This is a genomic window from Microbacterium profundi (assembly GCF_000763375.1).
Classification (GTDB): domain Bacteria; phylum Actinomycetota; class Actinomycetes; order Actinomycetales; family Microbacteriaceae; genus Microbacterium; species Microbacterium profundi.
In genome coordinates, this window is sequence record NZ_JPSY01000006.1 from 1 (window position 1) to 4,016 (window position 4,016).

A 4,016-nucleotide genomic window follows, 5' to 3' on the forward strand; every position below is an offset into this window, starting at 1 on the left:
AATGGCTCACCAAGGCGTCGACGGGTAGCCGGCCTGAGAGGGTGACCGGCCACACTGGGACTGAGACACGGCCCAGACTCCTACGGGAGGCAGCAGTGGGGAATATTGCACAATGGGCGCAAGCCTGATGCAGCAACGCCGCGTGAGGGATGACGGCCTTCGGGTTGTAAACCTCTTTTAGCAGGGAAGAAGCGAGAGTGACGGTACCTGCAGAAAAAGCACCGGCTAACTACGTGCCAGCAGCCGCGGTAATACGTAGGGTGCAAGCGTTATCCGGAATTATTGGGCGTAAAGAGCTCGTAGGCGGTTTGTCGCGTCTGCTGTGAAATCTGGGGGCTCAACCCCCAGCCTGCAGTGGGTACGGGCAGACTAGAGTGCGGTAGGGGAGATTGGAATTCCTGGTGTAGCGGTGGAATGCGCAGATATCAGGAGGAACACCGATGGCGAAGGCAGATCTCTGGGCCGTAACTGACGCTGAGGAGCGAAAGGGTGGGGAGCAAACAGGCTTAGATACCCTGGTAGTCCACCCCGTAAACGTTGGGAACTAGTTGTGGGGTCCATTCCACGGATTCCGTGACGCAGCTAACGCATTAAGTTCCCCGCCTGGGGAGTACGGCCGCAAGGCTAAAACTCAAAGGAATTGACGGGGACCCGCACAAGCGGCGGAGCATGCGGATTAATTCGATGCAACGCGAAGAACCTTACCAAGGCTTGACATATACGAGAACGGGCCAGAAATGGTCAACTCTTTGGACACTCGTAAACAGGTGGTGCATGGTTGTCGTCAGCTCGTGTCGTGAGATGTTGGGTTAAGTCCCGCAACGAGCGCAACCCTCGTTCTATGTTGCCAGCACGTAATGGTGGGAACTCATGGGATACTGCCGGGGTCAACTCGGAGGAAGGTGGGGATGACGTCAAATCATCATGCCCCTTATGTCTTGGGCTTCACGCATGCTACAATGGCCGGTACAATGGGCTGCAATACCGTGAGGTGGAGCGAATCCCAAAAAGCCGGTCCCAGTTCGGATTGAGGTCTGCAACTCGACCTCATGAAGTCGGAGTCGCTAGTAATCGCAGATCAGCAACGCTGCGGTGAATACGTTCCCGGGTCTTGTACACACCGCCCGTCAAGTCATGAAAGTCGGTAACACCTGAAGCCGGTGGCCTAACCCCTCGGGGAGGGAGCTGTCGAAGGTGGGATCGGTAATTAGGACTAAGTCGTAACAAGGTAGCCGTACCGGAAGGTGCGGCTGGATCACCTCCTTTCTAAGGAGCAACTGGCAGCCATTGGTTGTCCAGACCTCAGATCGAAGACACATGTTCTTCGCTGGGAGCTCATGGGTGGAACATTTGACTAGGCATCATGGATGCGTTGATTTTCTTAGTACGCTGCTTCGGCGGTTGGAAGGGGAGATCACGGGGAAGTGGTGCATGCACGCTGTTGGGTCCTGAGGGACCGGAACCGATCGTGTCTTCTTTTGGGAGATGGGGTGGGGACTGGGTCTTCTGGACCTTTTGCTGTTTCTGACCTTTGGTTGGTTGCGGTGGAGGGTACCGCCCGTACTTTGAGAACTACACAGTGGACGCGAGCATCTTGCAGCCGGCTTTTGTCGGTTGCACAAGATGATCTTAAAGATCATTAGTCAATTTCAGACGCAGTCTTCGGACTGGGTCGAGTTTTGATTCAATCTCATGTGATTTCAAGTCTTTAAGAGCAAACGGTGGATGCCTTGGCATCTGGAGCCGAAGAAGGACGTAGCAATCTGCGATAAGCCTCGGGGAACTGATAAGCAAGTTTTGATCCGAGGGTGTCCGAATGGGGAAACCCCGCTGGGCGGCGTGCCGACCTAGTGACTCCCGCCTGAATATATAGGGCGGGTAGAGGGAACGTGGGGAAGTGAAACATCTCAGTACCCACAGGAAGAGAAAGCAACCGCGATTCCGTTAGTAGTGGCGAGCGAAACCGGATCAGGCTAAACCGAGTGTGTGTGATATCCGGCAGGAGTTGCATATTCGGGGTTGTGGGACTCACCTGTCATCTCTGCCGAGGTGGCGACGTTACAGAAGCGTATAGACGAACGGTCTTGAAAGGCCGGTCATAGAGGGTGCCAACCCCGTAGTCGAAATGCGTGTTCTGGCGTGGAGAGTATCCCAAGTAGCACGGGGCCCGAGAAATCCCGTGTGAATCTGTCAGGACCACCTGATAAGCCTAAATACTTCCAGATGACCGATAGCGGACAAGTACCGTGAGGGAAAGGTGAAAAGTACCCCGGGAGGGGAGTGAAATAGTACCTGAAACCGTTTGCTTACAAACCGTTGGAGCCTCCTTAGTAGGGGTGACAGCGTGCCTTTTGAAGAATGAGCCTGCGAGTTAGTGATATGTGGCGAGGTTAACCCGTGTGGGGTAGCCGTAGCGAAAGCGAGTCTGAATAGGGCGATTCAGTCGCATGTCCTAGACCCGAAGCGAAGTGATCTATCCATGGCCAGGTTGAAGCGTGTGTAAGAGCACGTGGAGGACCGAACCCACTTAGGTTGAAAACTGAGGGGATGAGCTGTGGATAGGGGTGAAAGGCCAATCAAACTTCGTGATAGCTGGTTCTCTCCGAAATGCATTTAGGTGCAGCGTTGCGTGTTTCTTGCCGGAGGTAGAGCTACTGGATGGCCGATGGGCCCTACAAGGTTACTGACGTCAGCCAAACTCCGAATGCCGGTAAGTGAGAGCGCAGCAGTGAGACTGTGGGGGATAAGCTTCATAGTCGAGAGGGAAACAACCCAGACCACCAACTAAGGTCCCTAAGCGCGTGCTAAGTGGGAAAGGATGTGGAGTTGCTGTGACAACCAGGAGGTTGGCTTAGAAGCAGCCACCCTTGAAAGAGTGCGTAATAGCTCACTGGTCAAGTGATTCCGCGCCGACAATGTAACGGGGCTCAAGCACGCCACCGAAGTTGTGGCATTGACATTATTGGTAGGCCTTCGTGGTCCAGCCGTGTTGATGGGTAGGAGAGCGTCGTGTGGCCAGCGAAGCGGCGGAGTGATCCAGCCGTGGAGGCTACACGAGTGAGAATGCAGGCATGAGTAGCGAAAGACGTGTGAGAAACACGTCCTCCGAAAGACCAAGGGTTCCAGGGTCAAGCTAATCTTCCCTGGGTAAGTCGGGACCTAAGGCGAGGCCGACAGGCGTAGTCGATGGACAACGGGTTGATATTCCCGTACCGGCGAAGAACCGCCCAAGCTAATCCAGTGGTGCTAAGTATCTGAATCCTCATGACCGGATCCCTTCGGGGTGATGGGGTGAGGCCTAGCGTACGACCCCATGCTGGTGCGGTTAGCGTATTAACAGGTGTGACGCAGGAAGGTAGTCCAAGCCAGGCGATGGTAGTCCTGGTGCAAGTGCGTAGGCCGAGTCGTAGGCAAATCCGCGACTCGCATAGGCTGAGACACGATGCGGATAAAAAGTGGATGATCCTATGCTGCCAAGAAAAGCATCGACGCGAGGTTCTAGCCGCCCGTACCCCAAACCGACTCAGGTGGTCAGGTAGAGAATACCAAGGAGATCGAGAGAATCGTGGTTAAGGAACTCGGCAAAATGCCCCCGTAACTTCGGGAGAAGGGGGGCCATCCACTTATACCCACTTGCTGGGAAAAGGGTGTGGTGGCCGCAGAGACTAGTGGGTAGCGACTGTTTACTAAAAACACAGGTCCGTGCCAAGTCGCAAGACGATGTATACGGACTGACGCCTGCCCGGTGCTGGAAGGTTAAGAGGACCGGTTAGCCGCAAGGCGAAGCTGAGAATTTAAGCCCCAGTAAACGGCGGTGGTAACTATAACCATCCTAAGGTAGCGAAATTCCTTGTCGGGTAAGTTCCGACCTGCACGAATGGCGTAACGACTTCCCAACTGTCTCAACCGCGAACTCGGCGAAATTGCATTACGAGTAAAGATGCTCGTTACGCGCAGCAGGACGGAAAGACCCCGTGACCTTTACTACAGCTTTGTATTGGTGTTCGGTGTGGCTT

At 54.6% G+C, this 4,016-nt stretch carries 2 rRNA genes; both read left to right on the top strand.

Features of this window, described 5'->3' with window-relative positions:
• Nucleotides 1-1,266: ribosomal RNA gene (locus JF52_RS0116185) — 16S ribosomal RNA — on the top strand; the annotation flags it as partial.
• A 432-nt stretch (nt 1,267-1,698) separates the two neighbouring features.
• Nucleotides 1,699-4,016: ribosomal RNA gene (locus tag JF52_RS0116190) — 23S ribosomal RNA — on the top strand; the annotation flags it as partial.